The organism is Burkholderia sp. Bp9016, from assembly GCF_003857765.1.
GTDB lineage: Bacteria > Pseudomonadota > Gammaproteobacteria > Burkholderiales > Burkholderiaceae > Burkholderia.
Genome location: NZ_QTPY01000001.1, coordinates 208,126 through 228,550 on the forward strand (window position 1 = coordinate 208,126; position 20,425 = coordinate 228,550).

The 20,425-nt window shown below is 62.7% G+C and carries 27 protein-coding genes and 1 pseudogene; 2 read left to right on the forward strand and 26 right to left on the reverse strand.

The genetic code is table 11. The features are described from left to right. Positions 1 to 123: 123 nt before the first annotated feature. Positions 124 to 645: pseudogene (locus tag DIE13_RS00960) on the reverse strand (transporter substrate-binding domain-containing protein); the annotation flags it as partial. A 261-nt stretch (positions 646 to 906) separates the two neighbouring features. Between DIE13_RS00960 and DIE13_RS32720 the strand changes: the two are divergent. Continuing rightward, on the forward strand, positions 907 to 1,359 hold the full coding sequence (locus DIE13_RS32720; protein WP_185731178.1) for a hypothetical protein: 453 nt from the start codon (positions 907 to 909) through the stop codon (positions 1,357 to 1,359). 4 nt (positions 1,360 to 1,363) lie between these two features. Here the strand turns inward: DIE13_RS32720 and DIE13_RS00970 are convergent, their stop codons facing one another. From DIE13_RS00970 to DIE13_RS01030, 12 genes are all read right to left on the reverse strand, one after another. Next, positions 1,364 to 2,179: a patatin-like phospholipase family protein gene (locus tag DIE13_RS00970; RefSeq protein WP_124825392.1), complete on the reverse strand. Its 816-nt coding sequence runs from the start codon at positions 2,177 to 2,179 to the stop codon at positions 1,364 to 1,366. Further along, positions 2,176 to 2,622 carry a hypothetical protein gene (locus tag DIE13_RS00975; RefSeq protein WP_124825393.1) on the reverse strand — a complete coding sequence of 149 codons (447 nt, stop codon included), beginning with the start codon at positions 2,620 to 2,622 and terminating at the stop codon, positions 2,176 to 2,178. Before DIE13_RS00975 ends, DIE13_RS00970 begins: the two co-directional genes overlap by 4 nt. A 43-nt stretch (positions 2,623 to 2,665) precedes the next feature. Beyond that, positions 2,666 to 2,881: a hypothetical protein gene (locus DIE13_RS00980; protein ID WP_124825394.1), complete on the reverse strand. Its 216-nt coding sequence runs from the start codon at positions 2,879 to 2,881 to the stop codon at positions 2,666 to 2,668. Positions 2,882 to 2,883: 2 nt separating this feature from the next. After that, complete coding sequence (locus tag DIE13_RS00985) at positions 2,884 to 3,519, reverse strand: hypothetical protein (RefSeq protein WP_124825395.1); 636 nt, start codon at positions 3,517 to 3,519, stop codon at positions 2,884 to 2,886. A 77-nt stretch (positions 3,520 to 3,596) separates the two neighbouring features. After that, entirely contained in the window at positions 3,597 to 4,202 is a 606-nt protein-coding gene (locus DIE13_RS00990; RefSeq protein ID WP_409333465.1) for a glycoside hydrolase family 19 protein, read from the reverse strand. After that, complete coding sequence (locus DIE13_RS33205) at positions 4,166 to 4,573, reverse strand: hypothetical protein (RefSeq protein WP_244097684.1); 408 nt, start codon at positions 4,571 to 4,573, stop codon at positions 4,166 to 4,168. Before DIE13_RS33205 ends, DIE13_RS00990 begins: the two co-directional genes overlap by 37 nt. 61 nt (positions 4,574 to 4,634) lie before the next feature. After that, positions 4,635 to 4,838, reverse strand: coding sequence for a hypothetical protein (locus DIE13_RS01000; RefSeq protein WP_124825397.1), 204 nt, complete (start codon positions 4,836 to 4,838; stop codon positions 4,635 to 4,637). A 1,017-nt stretch (positions 4,839 to 5,855) separates the two neighbouring features. Next, positions 5,856 to 7,868, reverse strand: coding sequence for a hypothetical protein (locus tag DIE13_RS01010; RefSeq protein ID WP_124825398.1), 2,013 nt, complete (start codon positions 7,866 to 7,868; stop codon positions 5,856 to 5,858). 8 nt (positions 7,869 to 7,876) lie between these two features. Further along, positions 7,877 to 8,593 carry a DUF2612 domain-containing protein gene (locus tag DIE13_RS01015; RefSeq protein ID WP_124825399.1) on the reverse strand — a complete coding sequence of 239 codons (717 nt, stop codon included), beginning with the start codon at positions 8,591 to 8,593 and terminating at the stop codon, positions 7,877 to 7,879. A 2-nt stretch (positions 8,594 to 8,595) separates the two neighbouring features. Further along, positions 8,596 to 9,783 carry a baseplate J/gp47 family protein gene (locus DIE13_RS01020; RefSeq protein ID WP_124825400.1) on the reverse strand — a complete coding sequence of 396 codons (1,188 nt, stop codon included), beginning with the start codon at positions 9,781 to 9,783 and terminating at the stop codon, positions 8,596 to 8,598. Further along, on the reverse strand, positions 9,780 to 10,133 hold the full coding sequence (locus DIE13_RS01025) for a hypothetical protein (protein ID WP_124825401.1): 354 nt from the start codon (positions 10,131 to 10,133) through the stop codon (positions 9,780 to 9,782). Before DIE13_RS01025 ends, DIE13_RS01020 begins: the two co-directional genes overlap by 4 nt. Before the next feature lie 7 nt (positions 10,134 to 10,140). Further along, positions 10,141 to 10,887, reverse strand: a complete 747-nt coding sequence (locus tag DIE13_RS01030) for a Gp138 family membrane-puncturing spike protein (protein ID WP_124825643.1) — start codon at positions 10,885 to 10,887, stop codon at positions 10,141 to 10,143. Between the two features lie 10 nt (positions 10,888 to 10,897). Here DIE13_RS01030 and DIE13_RS01035 point away from each other — a divergent pair, with 10 nt between their 5' ends. Next, on the forward strand, positions 10,898 to 11,344 hold the full coding sequence (locus tag DIE13_RS01035) for a hypothetical protein (RefSeq protein ID WP_185731194.1): 447 nt from the start codon (positions 10,898 to 10,900) through the stop codon (positions 11,342 to 11,344). Here DIE13_RS01035 and DIE13_RS01040 read toward each other — a convergent pair. The 13 genes from DIE13_RS01040 to DIE13_RS01100 form a co-directional block, all read right to left on the reverse strand. Continuing rightward, the gene (locus tag DIE13_RS01040; RefSeq protein ID WP_124825403.1) at positions 11,335 to 12,327 is read right to left on the reverse strand and encodes a phage protein; all 993 of its coding nucleotides are present in this window, start codon (positions 12,325 to 12,327) and stop codon (positions 11,335 to 11,337) included. The genes DIE13_RS01035 and DIE13_RS01040 overlap by 10 nt on opposite strands. Then, positions 12,327 to 12,641 carry a phage baseplate plug protein gene (locus DIE13_RS01045; RefSeq protein ID WP_124825404.1) on the reverse strand — a complete coding sequence of 105 codons (315 nt, stop codon included), beginning with the start codon at positions 12,639 to 12,641 and terminating at the stop codon, positions 12,327 to 12,329. Before DIE13_RS01045 ends, DIE13_RS01040 begins: the two co-directional genes overlap by 1 nt. Continuing rightward, entirely contained in the window at positions 12,641 to 13,240 is a 600-nt protein-coding gene (locus tag DIE13_RS01050; RefSeq protein ID WP_124825405.1) for a phage baseplate protein, read from the reverse strand. The genes DIE13_RS01045 and DIE13_RS01050 overlap by 1 nt, the downstream gene beginning before the upstream one ends. After that, positions 13,237 to 15,069: a glucosaminidase domain-containing protein gene (locus tag DIE13_RS01055; protein WP_124825406.1), complete on the reverse strand. Its 1,833-nt coding sequence runs from the start codon at positions 15,067 to 15,069 to the stop codon at positions 13,237 to 13,239. The genes DIE13_RS01050 and DIE13_RS01055 overlap by 4 nt, the downstream gene beginning before the upstream one ends. Next, positions 15,062 to 15,247, reverse strand: a complete 186-nt coding sequence (locus DIE13_RS01060; RefSeq protein WP_124825407.1) for a DUF6889 family protein — start codon at positions 15,245 to 15,247, stop codon at positions 15,062 to 15,064. Before DIE13_RS01060 ends, DIE13_RS01055 begins: the two co-directional genes overlap by 8 nt. Next, positions 15,244 to 15,771 (reverse strand): phage tail assembly chaperone, encoded by a 528-nt coding sequence (locus tag DIE13_RS01065; protein ID WP_124825408.1) that lies wholly within the window; start codon positions 15,769 to 15,771, stop codon positions 15,244 to 15,246. Before DIE13_RS01065 ends, DIE13_RS01060 begins: the two co-directional genes overlap by 4 nt. A gap of 2 nt (positions 15,772 to 15,773) precedes the next feature. Next, the gene (locus DIE13_RS01070; protein WP_124825409.1) at positions 15,774 to 16,214 is read right to left on the reverse strand and encodes a phage protein; all 441 of its coding nucleotides are present in this window, start codon (positions 16,212 to 16,214) and stop codon (positions 15,774 to 15,776) included. Between the two features lie 15 nt (positions 16,215 to 16,229). Beyond that, positions 16,230 to 18,050: a DUF3383 domain-containing protein gene (locus DIE13_RS01075; RefSeq protein ID WP_124825410.1), complete on the reverse strand. Its 1,821-nt coding sequence runs from the start codon at positions 18,048 to 18,050 to the stop codon at positions 16,230 to 16,232. A 9-nt stretch (positions 18,051 to 18,059) separates the two neighbouring features. Then, positions 18,060 to 18,650, reverse strand: a complete 591-nt coding sequence (locus tag DIE13_RS01080) for an LIC_12616 family protein (protein WP_124825411.1) — start codon at positions 18,648 to 18,650, stop codon at positions 18,060 to 18,062. Between the two features lie 4 nt (positions 18,651 to 18,654). Then, positions 18,655 to 19,026: a hypothetical protein gene (locus tag DIE13_RS01085; protein ID WP_124825412.1), complete on the reverse strand. Its 372-nt coding sequence runs from the start codon at positions 19,024 to 19,026 to the stop codon at positions 18,655 to 18,657. 3 nt (positions 19,027 to 19,029) lie between these two features. Then, positions 19,030 to 19,512 carry a hypothetical protein gene (locus tag DIE13_RS01090; RefSeq protein ID WP_124825413.1) on the reverse strand — a complete coding sequence of 161 codons (483 nt, stop codon included), beginning with the start codon at positions 19,510 to 19,512 and terminating at the stop codon, positions 19,030 to 19,032. Positions 19,513 to 19,540: 28 nt separating this feature from the next. Next, on the reverse strand, positions 19,541 to 19,924 hold the full coding sequence (locus tag DIE13_RS01095) for a DUF4054 domain-containing protein (protein WP_124825414.1): 384 nt from the start codon (positions 19,922 to 19,924) through the stop codon (positions 19,541 to 19,543). A gap of 61 nt (positions 19,925 to 19,985) precedes the next feature. Further along, positions 19,986 to 20,423, reverse strand: coding sequence for a hypothetical protein (locus DIE13_RS01100; protein WP_124825415.1), 438 nt, complete (start codon positions 20,421 to 20,423; stop codon positions 19,986 to 19,988). Positions 20,424 to 20,425 lie beyond the last annotated feature (2 nt).

Sequence of the window (20,425 nt, forward strand, 5' to 3'; positions counted from 1 at the left end):
CCGGCCGCCGGCTGCGTGCTGCGTGCTGCGTAGCGGACAGGAGCGGCAGATCCGCTCACGGGATTCAGTCGTACAGGCCGGCACATTCAACGTGCCGGCCCGCACGCGGGCACGATACCGCGATCAGTACTGCGCCTGATCCGTCGGATTCCTGAACAGCTGTTTCATCTCCGGCGACAGCGGATAGTTCAGGCTCACGCCCTTCGGCGGAATCGGTTGCGTGAACCACTGGTCGTAGAGCTTCTCGGCCGCGCCCGACGTCTGCATCTTCGCAATCACGTCGTCGACCACGCGCTTGAACGCCGGATCGTCCTTGCGCATCATGCACGCGTAGTTTTCGTGAACGAGCGGCGTGCCCGTCACCGTGTAGGCGCCCGGGTTGCGATCCTTCGCGATCTCGCCGTACAGCAGCGGCTCGTCCATCACAAACGCCACCGCGCGCCCGGTCGTGACGTTCATGAACGCTTCGGCGTGGTCCTTCGCGCTGATGATCGTCATGTTCATCCCCTTTTCCTCGTTGAGCTTGCGCAGCAGACGCTCGTCCGACGTGCCGGCCGTCGTCGCGACCGTCTTGCCCGCCAGGTCCGCGAAGTCCTTCACGCCCGAATCCTTGCGCGTGCTGAAACGGATGCCGTACAGGAACAACAGCCGAATCCGCCTACAGCAATGATTTTTATACGGAATATGCGATTGCCGCACCAAATCAAACCACACTAAAACACACAACCATGCAGTAACAAAATCAAACACTTACTGAAGTGTTTTGGATGGGATCAGCACGTCGTAAGCCCGGATCCGCGCCGGGCGCGACATCGGTGGCGCACATCACCGTCCCCAATTTTCGATCTTGACGTGCCCATCTTACCCCGCGATACACTGTATATCCATACAGGATAATATCGCATTATGAAACCGCAGTGGGCCTATATCTGGGAATACACGCACCTCGAGTCGGGCGAGCGCCGGCGCACGTACGTTCCCGTTACGGCTGGCGAGTTTTTCATCCTTACGGACCAATTCCTCGATGAGTCGGACGCACGTGCAATCGAGGAAACGAAAGTCGATCGCAATATGGTGCGTCCGACGATCAAACCGCACAAGACGCCCAAGATGCCCGACTTCGTTGCGCCGTCAGAAAGCGAATTACGCGAGCTATGGCGAACCAGTCGGGACCCAGAGGTCCGGCGCCTGATACTCGAAATCGTCATGCTCCGGAAGTCGCTGCAGAAGGTCATGGACTGGTGGAAAACGGCGTCCGATGCCGGGAGCGATAAGGGCGATCTTGGCGGTCCGTTCGGCCATTTCCAGCGGCTCTACCATATGCTGCGCGAGGAACTGCGGCGCGCCGGCATGATGTGACTGACTATGCTGCCGCCAGCAACGGCGCGAGCGCGGCAGCCGTCACCTTGTACCCGTCGTCGTAAAGGCGCTGACGAGTCGCGACGGCCATGTGACGGTCAAACGAGCTGGCGTATCCGGTCGGCACGCGCACGATCGTCGCGCCTTTGACCGTGTCAAGCGCGACATGCGTCGCCTCGCACGCGGCCAGCATCAGGTCAATGATGCGCGGTGCGAGTGTCGGTAGCCCGTACGTGCCGGGCGGCAGCGGATCGTCGTCGGACACGAGATAGATCCCGACGCGCGGCACGCTGTCGACCGTCAGGTCGCTCACCGGCATGTTGTCGCACGTACCCCCGTCGACCATCAGGCCATCAGCCACTGCGACCGGCGCGAACACGATCGGGATCGATGCACTCGCGCGCGCGGCGAGCGCGACCGGCACGTCGGGTGTCGACTCCTTCGAGAACTGAAACTCGCGCTCGGTGAGCAGGTTCGCCGCGATCACCTTCAGATCGACGTCGAGCTGCGCGAACGTCTTTCCATTCGTCACGCTGAGCAGATACTGCAGCAGCGCGTCGCCCGAGCACAGCGCCTGGCGCCGAATGAGCGCCCACGGCGAGAACCCCATCATGCGGGACCAGTCGAGCTCCATCAGGATCTGTCGCATGACGTCGAGCGGCATCCCGCTCGCGAACAGGGCCGCGATGATCGAACCGCCGGACGTGCCGGCGAGCTCGACGATCGTGTGCCCGGCGTCGACGATCGCCTGCAGCGCGCCGAGGTGCGCGCCGAGGCGAAAGCCGCTGCCGCTCAGAGCGACGCGGATCGGCTTGCTCATTGCAGCGCGCTCCCGGCGAGCGGCGTCGACACGGCCGCCGGGGGAGCCGCAGCAGCCTGGTGCATCGAGATCGCCATGTTGAACGCGAGGACCGCCGAATCAATCGCCGCGTCGGCCGCGCCCTTGTTCTCGAGCGACGACGCGTCGACGAGCGCCTTGATCGCCGGCATCGCCGTATCGACAATCGTCTGCAGGTCCGGCGCGGTCACGGTCGCGCCGGCCGCGCATACCTTCTTGATCGCCGGCTGCACGGTCTTGCTCAGCGTATCGGCCGCGCCACCGGTGAACACACCGTCTGACGTCAGGATGGCGACCTCACCGTTCGCCGCGCCGCACGCGATCGCGACCTGCTGCTGGAACGTGAGTGTGGGCGCTGACTGGCAGCCGGAGAGGATGGAAACGGACGCGACAATGCCTGCCGCGAGCAGCATGAGCTTCTTCATGGGTGATTCCTTCGGAGGTGTGCCGCGGCGTGCGGCGGGAACGTTATTGCTGGGGCGATGCGGAAATGGCGTTGCGCGCGATCAGGCGATTGATGACCGCATGCGCAGCTGCGCACAACAGACCGGTGACGAGGACCGAGACGCTCTCCGGGACCGGCGCATGAAAAACTGCGGTCAGAGCCCATTGGACGGCGGGCTCAACCGTTGCGGCGCTGATCGTGACGCCGCCGGTCACGATACTCGAGGTGGGTGCTGCCATGGCTACTCCTTCTGATCTTGGACGAGCTCGTCCGGGGTGAAAACGAACCCGGCTTTGCGCGGGAACGCCTGGAACACGAAGGTCGGAAACGACCGGTGATGGATGCCATGCGTCGGCGATCGGTGGAACTTCGCCGAGAGCGGCAGCATGTTCACCATCGCGTCGACGAAGGTTTCGGGCTTGGCCGGATCGAACGCATGCCAATCGAAGCCGCGCAGCTCGACGAGCCGGCACAAAAGCCAGATGAAGGATTCCTCGACCGGATACAGCTCTTTCGTCGGCTGGTCAGTGACAGGATCGAGGACCGGGATCTGCTTGATCTCGCCAAGCGCGATGCCGCGCACAGCCGCCCAATCGATCGCATCGGAGTCTGCCCATTCGCAGAACAGGTGGTGATACTCGGGCGCCGGCTGGCCGCTGATCGCGCAGCGCAGGCCGGCCGCATGCCCGGTCTTCTTCGTATGGCGAAAGGTGGCTGATTCCGAGCGCGGTTCAGCGTGATCCGGGTAGTACTCGATCTCGACGTCGGTCACGCGCACTGCATGCTCGCCGGCGATCTTCGGCAAGCCGGCAAGGCCCTCGGCCGTGCACTTCTCGCAGCGCTGCTCGAGCGCGACGTCATGGCTGCATCGGGTCATGTTTGGTCCGAAAATGAAAAGGCCCGGCGCGCGGCCGGGCTGGATTGCGAAATTTCGAAAAATCGAAAGTTGAAAGGTCAGGCGACGCCGAGCGCCTTCTTGCAGGCTTCCCAGCGCGCCTGACGATCCGACATACCGTTCGGCGTAGCACTCGCCCGGGGATTGCCGAAGTTGATCCCACGACTGATCGCGAGGAAGTCTCCCGCATCGGCGAACGCGCTCAGAGCGTGATCGGCCCAGAATTGCGCGGAAGCATGCGCAGCCGTTGAGGGCTGCGTGATCAACTCCGGATTGCTCTCCAGATCGACTCCGATCTTTTGGCCCATCACGCGGAAGTTGTAGCGACCAGTGAGCTGAAGCAGGCCGCCACCGCGATACCGAAAACCATCACCAACCTGCGTGTTGCCGAGCTCGACCGCCTTCGCCGCCGGCGGCTCATATGCGCGCTGCTCGGGCGTCGGCCCCCAGATCTCGCGGAACCACTGAAAGCCACCCGTCTCGTGACTGCACTGCGCAAGGAACGCTGCCTGCCGTGCCGGCGAGTCGATCGCATACAGAGCCATGACGGCCGACAGCGGATCCGCCCACGGCGTCGCGCGCGCGAGCGGAATCTGCAGTGCGGTGGAAAGAATTTGAGGTGTCATGGTCATCCCAGAAGCAGTTTCACGACTGCGTTCGCCCAATCGGGAATGGGTTCGTGCCGCATGTAGCGAAAGACGATCACGCCGACCGTGCCGAACGCGAGCGTCGGGCCGGCGACATGCCTGATGAGGAACCGCCATGCATCGGCGAGGCGACACAACGCGCGCACAGCACGCGCCCCACCCTCCCACGTATCGACCATCGATTGCGTGTTCGTCTGGATCGTCGACACCGCGGCGACGATCGAATCGATCTTCGCGTCTTGTCGCTGAAGGTGTTCGTCCTGCTGCTGCAAATGAGCCTTGACCTGCTCATCGCTTTCGTCGATCCGTTGCTCCAGTTTCGAAAAGCGTCGCTCGCCGGCGCGCAACCGTTCCTCGACGCGGATGCGCGTCGTCGCGGTATCAGTCATTCATCCCCCGGAAATAAAAAAACCGCCCGAAGGCGGCTTTGATGGCGCGATGGAGTTCTGCTTATTGTTGCGACGGCGCCGCGAACGACCAGGTACCGCCGGTGGCTTGCGTGGCAACCCAACCGATCTGGGGTTGTGCCGGGATAGGAACTGCCTGCGAATCTGCAGGAGGCTCCCAGCCGCCCGTTGCGACGTCAGTATTCCCGTCCCACACGATCACATTGGTGATCACGCCTTTCTCGACGATTGCATAGAGCTGATTCATAGACTCCCCTTACCATTCAAAGATCACGAGGCCAGGTGAGCCATTGCCGCCCGCCCCTCCGTTGCCTGCGCCAGCGCTATACACTCCGCCGCCTCCGCCGCCCCCAGTCCCATAGCCAGATGCATTTGATCCTGCGACACCCCCGGCAGTCCCGGAACGTCCAGCGCCGCCGCCACCGCCAAACGGCCCTGATGCCCCGACCCCTCCTGATCCAGTTGCAACGGCACTCGTTGTATCGCTTCCGAAACTTCCGCTCGGTGATCCGGCGCCAGCGCCCCCGCCAACAGCGCTGCCGCCGGCATAACTCGTTGAATTGCCGCCGCCTCCGCCGCTGCCGCCTGTCAGGGTGACGGATACTCCACCATTGAAACCTGCGCCGCTGATCACAACGGTGCCCCCTGCGGTGCCGCTCGAAACTCCGGATGTAACGGCAGGGGCACCGACGCCAGGCGAGCCAATCGTCACCGTCACAACTGATCCCGGGGCGACCGGATACGATTGACGGACGATCGATTGACCAGCGCCCCCACCGCCGCCACCGCCTGACCATGCGCCACCGGTCCCAGGGCCACCGGCGCCTCCGCCACCACCAGGAGCAACGGCAGTCACAATCAACGCCGTAACCCATGCAGGTACTGTGAAGCTTGTCGTCGACGTGATCTTTGCGATGCCGTTCGTAGACCAAATGGCCTGCTTGAGATTCGCAAGCAGCGTGGCCGTCGTACCGTCGTCCGTTGCGTTCTGACTGACCAGATCGACAATCAGCTGCCCCAGGACTGCCGACATGATGCTCGACTGCCGCCAGACCTTGTTGAGCGCCGCGGACTGTGCCGTTCCGGCTTGGAAGCCGCTCGCCAGCGCGGCGAGCGCAAGATAGTCGGCTTGCGACAGCACGTTGGCGCCTGCAGCCGCTGCGAACGGCTGAAAGTCGTTTGTACCGGACATCGTTTCTCCTCGGCCGCCAGCGAACGGCCAAAAAAATGCCGCCCGAAGGCGGCATGTTCTGCATCTGAAGTGTCACTGAAGAACGCGGACGTTGTAGGTGGTTGCGGTCGGAGTGCCTGCTACATCTGCGCACACTTGCACCGTCACCGTATTAGCGGATGAAACATAGGAGCGTTGCCAGTCGAATCCAGCACCTGGATAGGTAACCGGAGTTGCCACAATAGCCATCCCCGTCGTCGCGCCGGAAACCGTGGCAGTTCCCGTCGCACACGCCCCTGCCGCCAATGCGCTCCCACCTATGCTTCCGGTTGTTCCGACGAGATCTCCATTGACGGCCGTACCCTTGACCGTGATGCCATCGACGAAGCTCACGACGCCGGTGGTGTACGACACACACATAGGGCTGTCCGTGAGCGTGCCGCTGGACAGCCGTTGGATACAAAATGCTCCGCTAGGGCCCGCTCCATACAACGTACGCCAGTTCGTGGCGCCGTTGCTTTGATAAGAGACATATGCGTTGGCCGCGCCAGTCGCATCGTTGATTGTCATGCTGCCCGTAGCAGAAACGGGTCCGGTGAAGCTGCTACCTCCGCTTGCTGAGAATTGCAGCGTGCCAGCACCGTTTGAAGTGCTGCCGCCTTGGCTAAGGATCTGCGTGTCGTAACTATTGCTATTTCCGCTCGTCTGAAAAACGATCTTCCGCCCTCCGGCGGACGCGGCTTCGCGCGTACCGAGCTCAAGGTCGCCCGTGTAGTTCGCCCGTAAAGACAAGTACCCGTTTGTGGGATTAATGAACTGTATGCCGTAGCCAGTACCGTAATACTGGTAACCGACTTTGTTCGTTGTCGAGCGATAGTAAAAGCCTATGTCTTGTTCTTGAGACGTAAATCCGTAGGACCAATATCCCCGAGCCATAAACGCGGACTGCGAACGAAAATACCCGGCAGTCCCTTGTGTTGGGGCCGCGGCCAAATAGCCCCATACACGGTTCGTTGGATCACTGATGTCCGTCGTGGAATCACCTAATCCGTTACGGATCGACAATTCCTGACCGATACCCTGCTTGGCCGATCCTGTCGCCGTCAGGTTCATGACGCCGTTGATGGCCCAAATCTTGTCCGATCCGATGTTCAGACCGACGCCATCTGCCGGAATGATCGGCGACGTTCCGCCCGACACGTCCCACTCAGCGACAGTCAATACCGAGCCATCGCTTGTCCAACTTTGCAGAATCCCCCATGCCGGCGTCGCATGCGCCGTTTGGATCACCATCCCGACGCGCAACTGCGCAACCGTAGCCGCCGGAAGTGGCCCGACTGTTGCGGTCGTCGCCGTATACGTGGCTGTCGCCACATTGAGCAACGCAGGCGGCGAATATGCTGCCGCGACCAAACCAACTGCGTCGCGTTCGCCATAATTCGCCATTCCCTGAGTGTTTGTTACACCAGTTACCGGCGGGCTGCTATCTGCATTGGAATTGCCGATCGCAAAATATTGACCAGTGGCCTGGTCCATGATCCCGAAGGGCTGCTGCTTGGTCTTGCGAAAACCGTCTCGAACGATCGTGCCTGACAGGTACTGGATACCCGTGATATTCACGCCCGGATCGAGTAGCCACGTGACATCGCGGCCGTTTAGCGGGACTTGACTCGTCAGCGTATAGCCTTGCGAGCGCGCCGGAACTCTGATGTATGTCGTGAGCGGAAGCGGAACGGCGCTATATGTCGAAGACACATTGTTCGCCGCCGGCGCATTTTGCACCGCCGCAGCAAACATCGCCCCTTGATCAGACGGATTGGTATCCGGCCAATCCGTGACGGATACAGTTTCACGTTCTTTCTGCTGAACTGTGCGCTGTGCCGCCCCGGTCAGATTCTGGTTGAAACCAACCAATCCGGCACCAGTCGGCGCGGCAAGGCCAACGGCATCAACTTTCTGACCGAGTTGGCTATTCAGCTGCGATGCCGTCAGCGGTTGTCCGGGAGCGAATTGCGCATACGACGTGGATATGCACAATCCAACGAGCGTGATGATCCAAGCGATCGCAACCAGCGCGAGATACTCGCGAGCGAAAAACTTTTTCATGGAATTGTTCAGCCCAGAAGTGATACGTCTAGAACAAATGTGTAATCGAGCAGATCCTGCGCGAGGATCACGGGAGCGCCCCATGCTCCGGTATCGAAGCCAGCGCAATATTCGTTGTCGCAGTCGAACCCGAAAAGCGGAGAACCATCGATCGTCGTGATCGAGTAATTCATCCGTACCGATTCGGGCTTCAGGTCAAGCAGGCCGTTATTCAGGAGCGCGATGAACAGGGCCGACGGCTGCTTACCAGCAACGCCGATCGTCATCGACATGTCCTGGTTGTCTTGGATGAACACCAAAGACCCGGCCGGGGCAAGTGACTCGAGGATGTCGGCGGCAGCGCCGGGCGTCCCGTCCCAGTGGTTCGCGGCGATCTGCGCACGGATTACCATCCGGAACGTGTCATCGTCGAGAACTGACAAGCCCGTGTCAGGATCGAATGGGCCTTTCCAGACGCCCTGATCGAACCCAAGCCCGTCAAGGTCGAATGAGAAATACACGCCTGTCAAAGGCGTGCTCACCTGCCGGCTCGTACCTACCCATTCAGCGACCGTGTCGAGCTGGTCCCCGACGGCTTCATCCAGATCGAACAGCGCCGTCATTCCTTGCGCAATGTTGATCTGGTCGACGATGGGCGCCGTCAACGCGGCAACCACCGCCATGAAGCGCGGGCGCGGCTGGTGCTCCGACGTGATCAGCCCGGAGTAATCGTCCAATTCAGCCATGTTCAGACCGGAGTGATGGTTACCTGGTCAGGCGTGCAGGATGCGGCCTCGTTGAATGCCAGCGACACATCGGGCGTACCCGCGCCACGCGGACCAGTGAGCGTGAGCGACGACAGCTTGAATGTCGCGGCCCCAGCAACTCCCTTCGCAGCTGCAATGCATGAATCCCACTCGACGGACTGCGCAGCCCCGCCGCCGATTGCAACCGCATTGATGTAGTCGGAAATCGCTTGCTGGATCGCAGCGCCTGTCGACGTCGTATAGCCCTGAAGCACCCGAAGCGATACCGCGGCGGCGATCGGTGCATCTGTCGGGCGGAAAAACTGAATCGTGATCGGCATGCCATAGCGATTGAGCACCGTAATGGCCGTCGTGCCGTACGTCCCGCCGCCGGGCGTCTTCTTGGTCGCTATCGCATTTGCAATCGCCGTCGCATCACCGCCCTCGACGACGAGCGAAATCGTATGGGGCGGCAGCCCATTCGAATCCGTGAGGTTCGTGTCGTTTTCGTACGGAGCGAGTCGCGTGACGCCACTGATGTTCTCGACTGCGCCGACGATGCCTTCGAGTACGGTCTGTGACGGCAATGCAGTCGATACTGTCTGGCGCTGGCGCAGTGCCGCGTCCGTTTCTACCGGAGCGCCGACCGCGGCGTCTGCGGCATTCGAAACCGTCTGCCAGCCGCGCGTCGGCGTACCGATCTGGTTGATCGTGCCCGCCAGCGCCTCGATCGCACCGATCGTCTGGCAGGTCGCCGTCACCGTAATCTCGCCAGCCGGAGGGATGGTGACCGATGACGGAAGCGCCCACTGGTTGCTGTTCCCATCCTTCGCGATACCGTCCGTGATCGTCGTCCCGGCCTGCCCGACGATCAGCAGATCTGCCGTCGAGTACGACGCGACCTGCCGCGCGATACCGTTGATCTTCACATTGCTCGATAGACCTGCGCCGACTGCGGTCGACGGACTGAACGAGTTGTACACGCCGATGCACACCGAGTTCACGTCGGCGATTGCCTTCGCGAATACTGCGAGCAGCTGACCGTCCTGGCTGTCAGGATCGATATATGCGTCAGCCCCGTAGATCGCCTGGTATTGCGCCTGGAGGTACGTGTAGATATCCGCATACGTCGGCGCGGTGATGCCGCTCGCGTCGATGGTCGGCGCGACTGTGGTGAGCGTCGTCGTCACAGGGTAGTCTCGATGGTGGTGGTGCCGTAGAGCGTCGTGATCGTCGCGGTGACGGTCAGCGTTCGGGTGTTGCTGTCGATCGAGCTCGAGTACGCAGTGATCTCAGTGACGCCGGTCGTGCCGAGGATGCACGCGCGGATCGCGGCGTCAGCAGTGCCCTGCGTGTTCTTGCCAATCACCGCAGATTCCCACGGCATGCCGACGGTCGTATCGAGGAACCACTCGCCCTGCAGCAGGCGCAGGCGCGTGATCACGGCCTGTGCGACGGCGTCCGGCGTATTCACGAGGAAGTCGTTCGCCGACCCGCCGAAGACGTAGTCGCCGTCAGCGTCGAGTTTTCGGTATCGCATGGGTGTCTCAGTTGACGTTGCCGCTGTTGCCGCTGCCCGGCTGTACGCCGTTGTGCGTGTGCGTGTCATCGACGCGCTTGCCGTTCGCAGTGATCTGGCCGATCACGTTGAGGATGCCGTTGAACACTGCGGCTGCGCCACTCAGCGCGCTGCCGACCATGCCGCCGACGAACGTCAGGAGGCCCGTGATCGTCACGGCTGCCGAGAAGGTCGAGAGCGGCGCGACGACGTCGAAGCCGCCGGGGGCGACGATCTTGACCTTCTGCAGCGTCGGATTCAGGTCGATGTAGGTCGAGCCGTCATCGCTACGCAGCTGCGTCGACGACGTGCTGACGCCAGCGAGCGCGCGCGGCTGCGACCGGAAGCCGAGCAGAGCGAAACCGTCGGATAGGTCATGCATGCGCCAGTCGGCCTGCTCTTGCACGCCCCCGGACTGCCACCAGGCATCGATGCAGCGCGAGGCGAACACCACCAAGCACTCGTCTCCCTGGGTGACCGGGAAGGTCAGCGTACAATTCCCGCCAGACGGGAACTGCACGGGGCAGTTGACGATAGGTGGTAGCGCGACAGTCGTGACCGCGCCGTCGCTGCCGCGGATCGGAATTTTGATCGCCAGCTGCACGACGCAGGTCTGCGAGCCAGCGTCGAACGACTCGATCACGCCGGGTAGCGCCGTCCACACGCCGACCTGCCAGCCACGCAGCATCGTGCGCAACGAGGCCAGCTCGTCGTCGAGTCGTTCTTTTCGATCCATCGGGGGAATAATGAGAAAGATTTCAGCTGCAACGTTTGTCGCGCTTGCATTCGCCGGCGCTAACGCCATTGCTGGAACTAGCGAGGCTTATGTCATGCCGATGAAGCCGCCTATCGATGGCGTGATCAAGAACGCATCGATGCTCTACATGCTCGAGCCGAAAATCGCATGCCCGCTTGCTATCGCGAACCACGCAAACATGCGACTCGCGTTTATCTTCAATCCAGCATTCAAAAAGCCGGTCATTGGATGTTGGGCAAGAACGAACGACCCTTCCGGAGCGGAAGCCGTCGTGGTCGGTAACGACGGAACGTTTCTCCCGAGCGTCAACCTCATGAATCTGTATCGTGTTGACGTTCTCGATAATGGCGACGGACGCGTCCTCGGGCCGCTTATGACCGAAGACGAACGACAGAAGAATATCGCGGCCTACAAACAGCAGTTCCGTCAGCCGTAGGGATCAATCACCCCGAGCTTAGGCGGAACAACGCCGCTGACGCCCTGATCGCTTTTGTTCACGAGACTCAAATCCTGCGCCGTCGCGTCGACGGCCAGACAGATCACCTCGTTGTACCAGTCATTCCCGCGTGTATCGCCCCAGAATTCATTCGTCATCACGTAATAGAAGCCATCGCCATTGATCTTGTTTTGCAGCGATGTGTTTTGATTGGCGACAGCGTCGGCGCTACTCAAACTGAATTCGTAACGCTGGATGCTCGAGTTATCGAGCTGGATCAGACGGCCGATCTTCACGCTCGGGTTGAGCAGCATCTTCACGGTAATGCCGTTCGCTGTCTGCTCGGGCAGCCCGACCATGCCCGACCGAGCGTTGATCACCGGGATCTCGCCTGGCGCATACGACGTTTCGGGAACGATCTGCAGTTGCCCGTCCTGAATCGACCAGAGGGTCTGCGTCGTGCGTGCGACTGTTTCCAGGTGATCGCGCGCCATCCCGAATAGCACCTTGCCACGTGGCAGCGGGTTCGACGGCAGATCCGCGATATAGCCGGCGGTCACGCCGAATTTCCCCATCGCCTTTAGGCATGCATCGACAACGTCAGCCTGAGTCGCTCCAGCCGCGAGCGTTGTGTTCACTACGGCGAAGTTGTACGCCATGTCGCCGTCGGCGGCGGTGATGTCCATATACGTGTCGGTCGGGCTCTCGCGCCCGCGGCGCACCTGGATGATGGAGCCGTCGAAGATGATCCCGAAGTTGCCCTCGTAGCCGGCCTGAAGCACGATCCGCGTGAACTCTTTGCTCTCGGCCCGTTGCGCCGTGTTGTCCGATACGTTGTAGATGCGCGCGCGCAATGAGTTCGGCGTCTGCGTGTCACCGCGCTGCACGCGGAACACAATGCGCAAGCTGGACAGGTCCAGCGCGTCGCCGGCGTCTGGCCCGATGATCAACGATACCTTGCGGCCGAATTGTTGCGTTCCCATCAGTCCGTTACCCAGAAAACGTGAGAGCCGACGCCCAGATCATCGAACGTCGGTACATCGTCAGGATTGGCCGCGCCCTGCACCCATAGGCGGCCACCGAAGCCGAGATACGCGTACTGGCCGAGCAGGTCGATTCCAGTCACCAACGGAATGCCGGCGACAAGCGGATTGCCGTTTGCGTCAGCGACATCGAGAATCCACCCCGTTCCGCCCGCCGCGCGGTACTGCACGGTCATCGTATAAGTGACACCGCTCAGCGTAAGCGTGAACGTCTGCGGATCTGGGGTCAGCGGGATTTCGTAGAACGTCGTCATCACATGCTCGCGAGAGGAACCGAGCCTCCCGGCGCGGGCGTAGCCGGTACTGCCGACTTCGCGCCCGCGTTCTGTGTCTCGGCAGTAGCAGCCGGGTTTGCCTGGTTAGCGCGCGGCGGCAGCGTCGTTGCCTGCGTGCTCACGATGATCACCTGCTTCAACGACGCTGTCAGCATCAGCGCCGATCCGGACTTCTGGTCGGTGACGACCGAGATTCCGGTGATCAGCATGTTCGAGTACTTTCGGCGCGTCGACACGACGTCGATCGGCTTCCGGGCGCTCTGGATCTGCAGCAGTTGGCTGTAGATCGCATCGATGTATGTGCCAGTCGCCATCGTGTTCGCGCCGGTGTCGTCGAACGACACGACGGCCGATCCTAGCAACGCCTGATAATCGGAATTGCTCCACCCGCACTTCATCAGGATCTCGCGTGGACGCATATACGCGTGATCGTTCACCGGTGCACCGTCTTCGACGGGATGCTCCGTGACGATGACCTCGTCGCTGTACACCTCTTCAATGGCGGCCGAGATCGTCACGCTACCGATCTTCTTGCTGCCGACCAGCGTGACATCGAGGATGTCAGAAAGCGTGCTCACGTCAGCGCCCCCTTCATGGTCCGGATCGTCGAATCGGCCACGCCCTTCTGCTCGCGCGCCACCGAGCGCGCGGTCGAGTCAGGATCGCCGGTCCCGTTCACCTGGATCTTGACGTCCTGATGCAGTTCGATCCGGTTCGACGCACCATTCTGGCCGGTGGCCGGCGCCAGCCAGTCGGGATTCTGCAGCGCGTTCGACATGATCTTCTTGAGCTTCGTGCCGTAGTTGCGGTCCTCGGCATAAATTCCGGTCAGTGCATCGGCGAATGAGAACGCATTGCCCATCACCTTCCGGGCGTTGGCATACGGTCGGCCCTTCGCCAGTAGTTGGGCATGCGCATCGAACGCATCCTCGAGCGTCTTGAAGCGCCGGAACTTCGCCTGGTACGGCGTTCCGTCGGCCCGGTGATCAAGGCCCCACACGAAGTCCTGGCCCTTCGCTGCCTGCATGCCGAACGGGTTGTTGCTTCGCTTCGACAGGCCGCTGCTACCAAAGCCGCTTTCGAGCGCCCACTGCGCGAACGTGACCAGCCACGGCACGCCGTACTTGCGCTCCGACTCCTTTGCGGCCGCGATCGCAGCGCGCACTCGATCGAGGAAACCCGGCGCAGCCAGATTGCTGCTGCCGGCCGCGGCCGGCGCACTGGGTGCCGATGTAGGCGCCGGCGTCGACGCACCTGAGCCCGTCTGGCCGTCGATCGTTGGCCCGAGAGCCTGCCGGCGACGCAGTTCCTCGTCCTCGCCGCTATTCAAATCGCCGCTGTGCAGCAGCAGCCCGAGTCCGCCGCCGAGGCGCATCGCGAAGGGAAGCAGCCGGCCGAGCAGCCCAGCGCCGCCGGCTGCCGCTCCTGCCGTAGATGCGGCTGCCGTAGCAGCTCCCATCGCGCGCAGCGCTGCAACCATCTTCCAGATGCCGCCGATGATCTGGAAGCCGCCAAGCACCTTGAATATGCCGACCATGAACAACAGTTTTGTCGACCAGCCATCCGTCGCCTTGTCGAGCTCGAGGAATTCATCGGCCAGCCACTTCAACGGCGGCCCCATGGCAGCGGCCGCACTGACGAATGCGTTCGCAATGTCACCGATCCGACGTGCGATCTCATCACCGTGTTCGTCCATCCATTTCTGGAAATGATCGAGCTGCGGCCCGATCTTCTCCAGCATCACCCCCTCGACACGGATGCCGAGGTTCTCGAACGACGTGCCGAGCTCGCGCAGCCGCACCATGAACTGATGGGAATCGTCGGCCGCCTTGTCGAGGCCTGTCGTCGCTGACATCTCACGGTACTGCTTCAGGAACTTCTCGAAGTCCCCGTTGCGCATCGCGAGCATCAGGTTCTCGTCGATGCCGAAGATGCTCGCGTACTGGCTGGAGCGCCACGTCGGCATCTTGGCGAGCGCACCGCCAAGGTCCGACATGATATCGACGGTGTCGCGCAGTTCGCCATTCGCCTTGCGCGTCTGTACGCCCAGGCTGCCGAGATAGCGTTCACCTGACGGGTTGTTACGCAGGAATCGTGCGAGGTTCTCGATCGTGCCGAATGCGGCTTCGGTCGACACACCGAGATTGCGCGCGGCGAAATCGAACGCGCGCAGGCTTGTCGCTGCAGCGCCGGTGCGCTGCGATACGAAGTACAGCCGCTCGAGCTTCGACGCGAACGCCGACACGCCGGCGCCGAGCGTGAGAGCCGCGCCGGAGATCGTCGTGATCAGCCGCGTGACGCCCTTCGTTGCCCCCTCGACGCCTTCCGTGAAGTTCTTCAGGCCCTTCTCGTCGACCTTGAAGCCGAGAGCGACCAGGAACTCGCGGATGACGACCGATTCAGCCATTTTCTCTTTCCTGCCTGCGGCGCGCGGCCGCTTCGTTGTCCGCCCGGACGGCGAGTGAATCGTTCATCAGCGCGACATCGGCAAGGTCGAGCGTGCCGTCCTTCAGCGACTCGAACCTGCACATCTGCGCGTGCACGGGCGCGAGCAGCCAGTCCTCGCCGCCGGGAAGCGACTTCAACCAGCCGTAGTCGCCGCCGGGCTGCTCGCTTGGCTGGTAAGCAGCCCGCTGATAAAAGGGCCGAGGTTCTCGACCACGACGCGCACGACCAACGGCAGCATGGAGCCGATATCCATGTCGTCGAACATCGCCGTCTTCTGCGCTGCCGCCCAGACCTTTGCCCACCCGTTCATGTGCTGTCGCTCGACCACCGACAGGCAGGTGCCGAACACGTATTCGGCGTCCTCGTCTTTCAGGCCGGCCAGCGCATCGGCGAACGGCTGCAGCACCGGCGCGATCGAGTCGACCAGGCCCAGCACGTCGCGCTGCTCGGCCGTCTGCGCATTGTCGCCGGCCGCGAGCGCGCCGAGCGCCGCGTTCGCGGCAGCGTTGCGCGAGCGTTCGACCTCGGCGTAGAACTTCATCAGCACCGGGATCATGGACGGGATGATCGGGGCGATGCGACGGCTCACATGGAACTGCTGCATCGCGTTCAACTTGCCGATCTGGTACCGCTTACCACTCAGTTCGATTTCCGTCGCCATGATCAGTACGTCCCGAGCAGGCTGTCGATCTTGATCGAGTCGAAGATCCACTCGACGATGTCGCCGTCCTTCGCGTAGCGCAGGTCAGGTGCCTTCTTGAACGCGCAGCTGCGCGCCGTGATGACGTCACCGGCCGCCGTCTGCGAGACCTCGATCAGATTCTTGCCCCAGAGTGCGCTGGACAGCGACTGGGCGTCATACATCGCCATCAGCTTGGCGTTGACGGGCGCAGTCTTCAGGTAGCGCAGCGTCACCTGGCCGGACTTGTCGGCGTGCAGGCTGTGCATGCCCTCGCCGTCCGAACCGATGGTCATCGTGTTCTTGTCGCCGGCGCGCGCGATCACGATGCCTTCCTCGGCGGTCGCCTCGCCATAGCCGAGCGAGAACGCGCCCGTCGGCCCGACGATCGTCGCGGTGACGTCCACAAAGCTGTAGGTGCTCATAGTGGTTTTCTTCCTTTACCGGTTGACGGTGATCGCGATGTCTACATCGCCGATCGCGCCCGCTTCTTTCGCGGCGATCTGGAACGACACGGACTTGCGCGCCTCGCGGTCCGCCTGCGACTGCGACGAGATCGGAGGCGTGTAGACGTAGTACCCCTTCGACAACGTCTGTCCTTGCACGATGGCACCGAAGCCGGCCGAGTTCCAGATGCCCGGCGCGAGGTAGCCGTTCGTCACGCCCTCGTCGCACACCGACGAGATCGCGCCGGCGATCAGCGCATTGCCCGCATCCGTCTGCGGGATTTTCGTCGGGCTTTGGTACTGCAGGTTGTAGACGGCCGTCTGGATTGCGTTCTTGAACCAGATCGCGTTGTAGATCGAGTCGACGAAGATACCGCTCGGCGTGACGCCGTATTGCACGATCGCGGTGTTGTTGTCGTACTGGACGAACACGTTGCAGTTCTTCGCCTGCAGCGCGTTGGCCTGCGACGTCGACAGCGTCTCGGCGACGATGCCCGGCTCCTGCTTGTAGTCCATCGTGATCGTCGTGCTGTTGCCGTTGAAATCGACGGTCAGCAGACGGCCGAGGAACGAGCTGATCGCATACGGGCTCGCGCTCGAATACTGGATCACCGAATACTTATAGCCGAGCGCCTTCAGCCGACTAGCCAGATCCGTTGTGATGGTCGGGTCAAGCGTCTGCGGGTTCTGGGTCGTGATCCCATAGATGTGCGCCTGATCGGCCTCGATCATTGCCGCAACCGCTACGTGCTGGTCGTCCGTCACCGCGGTGTCCGCGAACTCGAGCCCGAGGAACTGATTCGCGAAGCGGTCGAGGAAGATCGAGACGGCGTCGGTCGGTTGCTCGGCCGAAATGCCGTTCACCGGAGCCGATGCGAGCGAGCTGGTCAGGCCGAGCATCGCCGAAACATCGGTGCCGGAGCCGGGCGCCGTCGCATAGCTCACCGTCGATGCAGCGACACCGCCGGCGAGCGTGGCACCGGACAGCGTGATGGCGGTGCTCGATTTCGCGAGCGTGATCGCATTGCCGGCGTTCCCGACTGCGATCGCGGTCACCGTCGTAACAGCACCCGTCGTCGAATAGCTGCATTGCGACAGATTGGCATCAGTCGACGCGGCGAGGAACGCCTGCAGGTTGGCGGCCGTTGCCGCAGCATTGGCGCCGATCAGTACCTGGCTGCCGGTCGGCGCGGAAGCGACGAACGTCACGGCCGTACCATTGATCGTGACCGTATCGTTCACGGCCGGGTTCGCCGTCAGCGTGACCGTGCCGCTCGCGGCAGCGCCGATCCCGCTCGACTTGCTCGTCACCTGGAACTGGCTGCCGGTCCACACGACCGTCGCATACGACGCGAGAGCGGCCTGCACGATCGCGGCCACGCCGTTCAAATTCGCGGCACCCGAGAAATTCAGCGCGGTAACGTTGCGCGCCGTGCCGTCGATCGTGATGTTGAAGCCGCCATTGGTGATTGCCTGCCACTGCGCGAGCGCCTGCTGCGCGGCGGACAGCGCGCCACCATTCAGCGAGCCAGACGTCGCGGTCTTCGCCCACCGGCCGATGTAGAGCTGCGTGGGCTGCGGCGACTGACTCGCATATTCGACCGCAGCCAGATATTCCGGCGCACTCGTGCCAAAGTCGGCTGCCACCTGAGTGGCAAGGTCCGACCCCGTGTATGCACGCATCCGTTCGTTGGTATCGATCACGGTGGATGCGCCCAGAAACAGCGCGGCGTTCAGGTTCGCGCCCTGCGCCGCGAGCGCCGCGAGGCTGAGCGTCACGTTGATGCGGCGCGATACCGGCAGTCCATTGGACATGCTGATCCCCTACAGGTTGACGTTTATGGTGGAAGTGACGGGCGGCGACGAATCTGTCGTCGTCGATGCCTGCACCGATTCAAGGTTCAGGACCGCGTAGGTGCGCGTGATCTTGCGGCGTAGCTTCACGGTGATGTCGTACCGCCGCACCCATTGCTGGTTGACGAGGTCCGGCGCAGCGCGGATCTCGGAGACGCCTACGAACGCCATGTCGAGCAGCTGGAGCTGCTCGCGGTTCTGCGGGAGCGAGAGACCGTCCGCGAGCCGCTGCGCGTATCCCTTGGCCTGCGGGCCGTAGAACGTGCAGAGCACGTCGAGATCCTGATGGCGGATGTATGTGTCGCTGCCCTCGTTCGCGCCGTTGTGAACGATCGCCGGGCTGGCGTCTAGCGTCTGCGTCTGGATGCCGAATGCGCACCAGTTGACGCCCGGCTCGGGCTGCTTCGCGACCACTGGTTGCCAGCGCGGCCGCACGAGGTCGGGAGACAGGGCCGTGACACCTGCGACCAGATCGTGCACCAGGTCATCGAGGGCATCGTCCTCGTCCGGCGGCGTATCGACGGCTGGCGCCAGGTATCCGCCGGTCGAGCTGTCGGTCATGGGGTCATCCCGAGAGGGGTTTCAGGTCGCACGTCGCGCAGACGAAGCCGCGGCCGAAGTGCGAGTAGTCGTTCACGTTGACGACGGTGTATGTGCGGCCGGACCAGATCACCTCGTCGGCGTCCTGCCCGGGACTGCCATCCATCAGGCGAAACATCGTGTGCAAGGTGATCGAGCCGATGATCCGGCTGCCGTCCGCATTCCGGTGCAGGATGTCGCCCTTGTCGCTCGTCACGACGGCGGAGAACGTGGTTGCCGTCGGCGTGTTCTGCCCGCGACCATGCGCATCGACGACCTGCGCCATGCGGTTGCAGATCAGGCCGGTGTCCATGAAATCGGGATCGAGCAGGACGTCGGTGACGTCGAGGAATGCCATGCGTTACCCCTTCTGGCGAATTACATACGTGATCGAATTGCGGTATTGGCCGGTGTCGACCAGCGTGTTCTCGCGCGTGACGCCGCGCCGGCGCCGCGCTTCGAGCGTCGATTCAGCCAGTTCGGGGGTGATGTTGCTGTTGACCTTCGCGCGCACGGAGTTCTGCGCCGCGATGCCGGCCATGTTGAGCCGGCGTTGGACCTGTTCGAGATCGCCGTCAAGCGCCGCCTCGACGCCCTTTTGCAACTGCGGCTCGAACTTCGGCTGCGCGTCCTGCACGCCGGGCACGAGGTGCGGGCGCGCGGGGATATTGTTTGCGGGGGATCCAGTCTCCTGGATGTAGCCGATCTCAGCGTTGCTGAGCGGCTCGCCGTCATCTTTGCGGCCGGCCGTGCTGTCGGGCACGCCGACAAGCACTTCCTGCTTCACGAGACCGGCGATCGACTTCAACACCTCGTCGAGGCGGTCGATTTTCATGCTGCCCATGGGATTCTCCCGATGGGCAGCGGCGGCGCTACAGCTGCATGCCGCCCGCGCCCATCATCATCGCGAGGCTTAGATAGCGAATTCCGTACATGGTGCTGTTCCAGAACCCACCGTCTTTGATGGCGACGGCCGCCGTGTCGTAGCTGGCGCTGACCTTGTCGACGGACTTCGCCGACTGCGGCCCAGTCACCTGCCCGGGCACCGCGCCGACGGCCGCCGCATTCTGGTCGCGCATCGACAGCGCGACGTGGTGCGCGGTGCAGAGCCCGATCCCGATGTCGGTCAGATCCTGCCAGCGCTCCGGATTCACGAGCGACACGGACACGGTCAGCCAGATCTGGATGACCGCATCGGGATACAACGTCGAATTCGAGAATTCGGGAAACGTCTGGCGGAAATCGGCAATGTCCACGGGTCACCTTCGGTTGGAGACAGCGGCAGCGCCCGAGCTGCGACGCGCCGCCTTCAGGCCATTATGCCTGCTTGCCGCCCTGCTTCTGGCTGCCGCTCGCCTTCTGCGATGCAGCCTCGGCGGCAGCCGCCTGGGCAGCCTCGAACGCCGCAACGTTCGACGCGTGCTCCAGTTCGCGCGCGGCGATCGAGCCCTCCCGCGCGTCGAGCTCAGCAGCACGAGCATCGATGCCCTTCGACATCGCATCGAGCTCGGCACGCTGCTCGGCCAGCCGGCCGCCCTCGGCTTCGAGCTCGGCGCGCGCCGCCGCGAGCGCAGCGGTCATCTCGCCGCCGCTCGCCGCCGGCGCATCACCCGGGTCGCCGAGGTGATGCTTCACGTACCAGTTTTCGGCGACGGCCTCGTCGACCGTATGCATGCCGACCGGGAAGTCGGCGTGCTTGCCGTCGGCGCCGAGCAGCTTGAACGCCTTCGCTACGTAGATCTTCGTCTTCGACATGA